4 protein-coding genes are annotated in these 4,443 nt (G+C 71.1%); 3 read left to right on the top strand and 1 reads right to left on the bottom strand.

The features are described 5' to 3' along the window. The first annotated feature begins 206 nt into the window (after positions 1-206). Both HF577_RS36615 and HF577_RS36620 read left to right on the top strand, forming a co-directional pair. The gene (locus HF577_RS36615; RefSeq protein ID WP_312859620.1) at positions 207-1,532 is read left to right on the top strand and encodes an MFS transporter; all 1,326 of its coding nucleotides are present in this window, start codon (positions 207-209) and stop codon (positions 1,530-1,532) included. Between the two features lie 50 nt (positions 1,533-1,582). After that, a complete protein-coding gene (locus tag HF577_RS36620; RefSeq protein ID WP_169400588.1) occupies positions 1,583-2,899 on the top strand; it encodes an MFS transporter in 1,317 nt (438 codons plus the stop codon). A gap of 96 nt (positions 2,900-2,995) precedes the next feature. Here the strand turns inward: HF577_RS36620 and HF577_RS36625 are convergent, their stop codons facing one another. Beyond that, positions 2,996-3,820 carry a hypothetical protein gene (locus tag HF577_RS36625; protein ID WP_169400589.1) on the bottom strand — a complete coding sequence of 275 codons (825 nt, stop codon included), beginning with the start codon at positions 3,818-3,820 and terminating at the stop codon, positions 2,996-2,998. Positions 3,821-3,895: 75 nt separating this feature from the next. On the opposite strand from HF577_RS36625, the gene HF577_RS36630 reads away from it, so the two are divergent. Beyond that, a complete protein-coding gene (locus HF577_RS36630) occupies positions 3,896-4,426 on the top strand; it encodes a MarR family winged helix-turn-helix transcriptional regulator (protein ID WP_169400590.1) in 531 nt (176 codons plus the stop codon). Positions 4,427-4,443: the final 17 nt, after the last annotated feature.

Raw genomic sequence — 4,443 nt, forward strand, 5'->3', positions numbered from 1 at the left:
GTTCAGGAAAGCCACTTTCAGGCCCGCAGAGGGCAGGAAAGTGGCTTTCCTGAACTTTGCGGCCACCCCCACACCGGTCACGCGCGGCGCCTTGACGGCACATCGCGCTCTGCCATAGCGTCCGGCAGCGGATCAGATGTCCTGCATATAGGACAACTCGTCCAGCGGGCAGGCTCATCGCCGCCGGACGACGGAGGAGGACCTCGGTGCACGACATCGCTGTCGCACGGAATTCCTGGCGCAGCGGCCTCGACCGCTCCCAGTGGCGATCGCTGATCGCCGCGAACCTCGGCTGGTTGTTCGACGGGTTCGAGACCTACGCGCTCATCCTCACCGCGAGCACGGTGCTGCACCGGCTCGCACCCGGGGTGCCGGCCGGCTCGCTGGCGTTCCTCACCGGGGCGACCATCGCGGTGACGCTGCTGGGCTGGGGCATGGGCGGCATCCTCGGCGGCGTCTTCGCCGACTACTTCGGCAGGCGGCGCACGCTGATCACCGCGATCGTGCTCTACGCGGCGTTCACCGGGCTCAGCGCGCTGTCGTGGTCGTGGGAGTCGTTCCTGGTGCTGCGGTTCATCACCGGGTTCGCCCTCGGCTCGGAGTGGGGCACCGGGACGTCGCTGGTGGCCGAGATGTGGCCGAGCAACGCCAGGGCGAAGGCGGCCGGGCTGATGCAGTGCGGCCTCGGGCTCGGCTTCTTCATCGCCTCGGCCTGCTGGTTCTTCATCGCCCCGCTGGGGCCCGACTCCTGGCGCCTGATGTACCTGGTGGGCGTGCTGCCCGCGCTGTTCGCGCTCTGGCTGCGCCGGTCGGTGCCGGAGTCGGAGCAGTGGACCAAGGCCCATCGCCACCGGGCGGAACTGCGCGAGCGGGGCCCGGAACAGCTGACCGACAGCGAGCAGGCCTACACCCGGCTGACCCTGCGTCAGATCTTCCACGACCCGAAGCTGCGGCGGCTGACGATCCTCGGCTCGATCATGTCGCTGGTGACCACGCTGGGCTGGTGGGGCATCTCCACCTGGGTGCCGCTCTACGTCTCCGACGTGGCGGTGAAGGCGGGGCACAGCGCGTCCAGCTGGGCCAGCCTCGCCGGCATGATCTACAACATCGGCGCGATCGCCGGGTACGTGTCGTTCGGCTTCCTCGCCGACCGCTACGGCCGCAAGCCCACGGTCCTGCTGTACTTCGCGGCGTCGCTGGTGCTCACCCCGGTGCTGTTCCTCTGGACCCACGACCTGCGGCTGATCGTCGTCGTCCTCGTCGTCAACGGGTTCTTCACCCTGGGCCAGTACACCTGGATGCCCGTCTGGCTCCCGGAGTTCTACCCCACCCACCTGCGCGCGACGGGCTCGGCGTTCGTCTTCAACGCCGCCCGGTTCGTCGCGTTCCTGGGACCGCTGCTCTCCGGCGCGATCATCTCGAAGCTCGGCGGCTACGGCATCGCCGCCACGGTGGTCGGCCTGATCTACATCGTCGGGCTGGTCACCGCCCCGTTCTGCCCCGAGACCCGGGGACGCCCGCTGCCGGAGTGAGCACTCCCCGGCCCTGCCGCACCCCCACCACATCCGCGCAGAGGAAGTCGATGTCGACAGTCAGCAGGTCCTCGACCCCCGCCGAGGCCCGGACCCGCTCGGTCCGCCAGGGCGCCGGACGCGTTCTCGTGTTCGCGTTCCTGGGCACCTTGTTCGACGGCGCCGAGTTGAACCTCGTGGGCTACCCGATGGCCTACATCGCCGGCAGCCTCCACGTCAGCACCATCCAGATCGTGCAGGTCACGACACTGCAGGGGTTCGCGTCCATCCTCGGCGGCCTCGTGTGCGGCTGGCTGGGCGACCGGTTCGGCAGGCGCTGGACCTACACCGGCTCGGTGCTGATCTTCGGCGTGGCGGCGGTGCTCGGCGGCCTCGCCCCCACCTACGGGCTCTTCCTGGTCACCCGGCTGATCGCCGGCGTGGGCATGGGCGGGCTGTTCGGGCTGGCCTACTCGATGTTCACGGAGAGCTGGAAGACCAGCAGGCGCGGCGCCATGGGCGGCTCCATCCAGTCCATGTACTTCGCCGGTCAGATCGTCACCGAGGGCATCGTCTACTTCTGCACGGTCCGCTTCGGCGAGGCCGAGGGCTGGCGCGGCGGCTACATCGTCATCGGCGTCATCACGCTGGTGATCGGGCTGCTGGCCGCCGTGACCCTGCCCGAGTCCGAGCAGTGGCGCCACTACCGCAGCGAGCTCGCGGCCGGGCGCGTGCCCGAGCGGATGCGCCCGGCCAAGGTTCCCCTGACCGACCTGTTCCGTCGCGAGCACGCCCGCGGCACCGTGCTGTTCATCGTGCTGGCCAGCGCGATGTTCATCAGCACCAACTCGCTCATCTCCTACCTCACCACGTTCCTGGTGCAGGTCGAGAAGGTGCCGCTCGGCACGGCCAGCCTGATCGTGCTCTTCGGGCTGGTGATCACGGCCATCACCTACCCGCTCACCGGGGCGCTGTCAGACGCCATCAGCCGCCGGTCCGCGTTCTTCGTGTCCGCGCTCGTCGGTGTGGTCGGCTTCGGCTGGCTGCTGCTGCTGGTGGCCACCGGCTCGGCGCACGTGACCGTCCACTTCTGGACCGACCAGACCTTCTGGGCCGTCATGCTGTGCGCGGCGGGCAGCGGCGGCTTCGGCGTGCTCGGGGTGTGGATGGCCGAGTTCTTCCCCACCCGCATCCGGTCGGCCGGCTCCAACACCAGCTACTACGCGGGACGGGGCGTCGGGGCGGGCCTGTTCCCGCTGGCGGCGCTCAGCATCGGTGGCTCCGTCCCGGTGGCCCTCGCGCTCGGCGTGGTCGGGCCGGTCCTCGGCGCGCTCTTCGCGCTGGCCGTGCCCGACCGCACCGGACGCACCATCGTCGCCGTCGAGTAGGAGACCGACCGCGAGCCGCGACATGGACACCTGTCGCTGTCCGCACGGCCGGAGAACAACCACATGTGTCCATGTCGCGACGGGGCGGCGCCCGCATCAGCGGCCGGGCGGGAGGAACCCGTCGTCGGTCATCGGGAACAGGTAGCGGTCGGCGACCAGGGTGAGCACCCGGCGCGCCAGGCGCGGGGTCCCGACGACCGCGCGCGGAACGCCTGCGCCCACCCGCTCGTACGCACGGCCCGCCAGTTCCTCCAGCAGCTCGCCGACGTCGCCCTCGGCGGAGCTGAGCTGCAGGCCGGTTGCCCGTTGCAGCCGTGCGACATCGACCAGCCCGAGCGACCTCTCCGCGTACTCGGGGAAGACGCCGGCGAGGAACAGTGCGCCGTCGCCGATGCGCCGCCAGACACCCGGTTGCTGACCCGCCGGCACCGCATCGAGCAGGGCGGCCAGGCGTGGCAGGTCGAGCTCGTCCCAGCGTTGGCGGCGCCAGCCCTGCTCCCCGCGCCGCCACACGACCCCGGACGCCACCCGCGCGTAGGACGCCAGCAGCTCGGCGAGGAACAGCCGATGGCGCGGCTCGGTGGCGAACGCCGCGAGGACGGGCGCGTCGAAGACGGGCACCCGCGAGCGGGGTCCGGCGCGATCCGTGACGTGGACGCTGCCGACGATCGAGTTGCCCACCCGGTGCACGGCGGCGGCGAACACCAGGAACGGCGACACGTAGCTGAACCGTCCCTCCTTCTCGCCCTGTGCGGCGAGGACCGCGTCGGCCACGCCGGGCCGGTCGAGCAGGTCGAGAACGAGGGCGGGTGCCCGCCGCAGCGCCGGGACCTGGTCGGCGCGGCCTCGGGCGAGGGTGAGCAGATCACGATCGGTGAGATGCTCGCCGTACCGCCGCGCGATCGTTTCGCGTTCGTTCACGACCACGATTCTCGGCCGCGAACGACGTTGAGCGCGATGCCCGAACGGTGGGGGACGGCCGCCTACGCTGCCCGTGTGCCCGACCCTTCCTCCGACGTGGACTACTGGTCGTTCGTCAACGTCGCGGTGGAGCGCACCGTGCGCGCCCTGCCCACAGTGGACGCGCAGGCGATGCGGCTGGTCCTGAGCCTCTACCGCGCGGCGAACGCGATGGTCTACGACCTCGAGTCGGCGGTGCACCGTCCCCACGGCTGGTCATGGGCGGGGTTCCGGGTGCTGTTCGTGCTGTGGGTGGCCGGCCCGCTGGAGTCCAAGCGCGCCGCCCAGCTGGCGGGAATGAGCCGGGCGGCGGTGTCGGCGCTGGTCAACACCCTCGAACGCGACGGCCTGGTGGTGCGCCGCAAGGCGGGACACGACCGGCGGGCGGTGGAGCTGTCGCTCACCGCCACCGGCGAGGAGGTGTTCGTCGCCGCCTTCACCGCACACAACGAGCGGGAGCAGACGTGGGCCTCGGCCCTGTCCGACGAGGAGGCCACCCAGCTCACCTCGCTGCTGGAGAAGCTGATGGCGAGCCCGGCCGCGGCCGCGGCGAACCGCCGCCGCTGACGCCCACCCCACCCCGC

Source organism: Pseudonocardia xinjiangensis, from assembly GCF_012911925.1.
GTDB lineage: Bacteria > Actinomycetota > Actinomycetes > Mycobacteriales > Pseudonocardiaceae > Pseudonocardia > Pseudonocardia xinjiangensis.

Coding starts and splice junctions, on each gene's coding strand:
- HF577_RS36620 (WP_169400588.1), top strand. CDS start 1,583: ATGTCGACAGTCAGCAGGTCCTCGACCCCCGCCGAGGCCCGGACCCGC.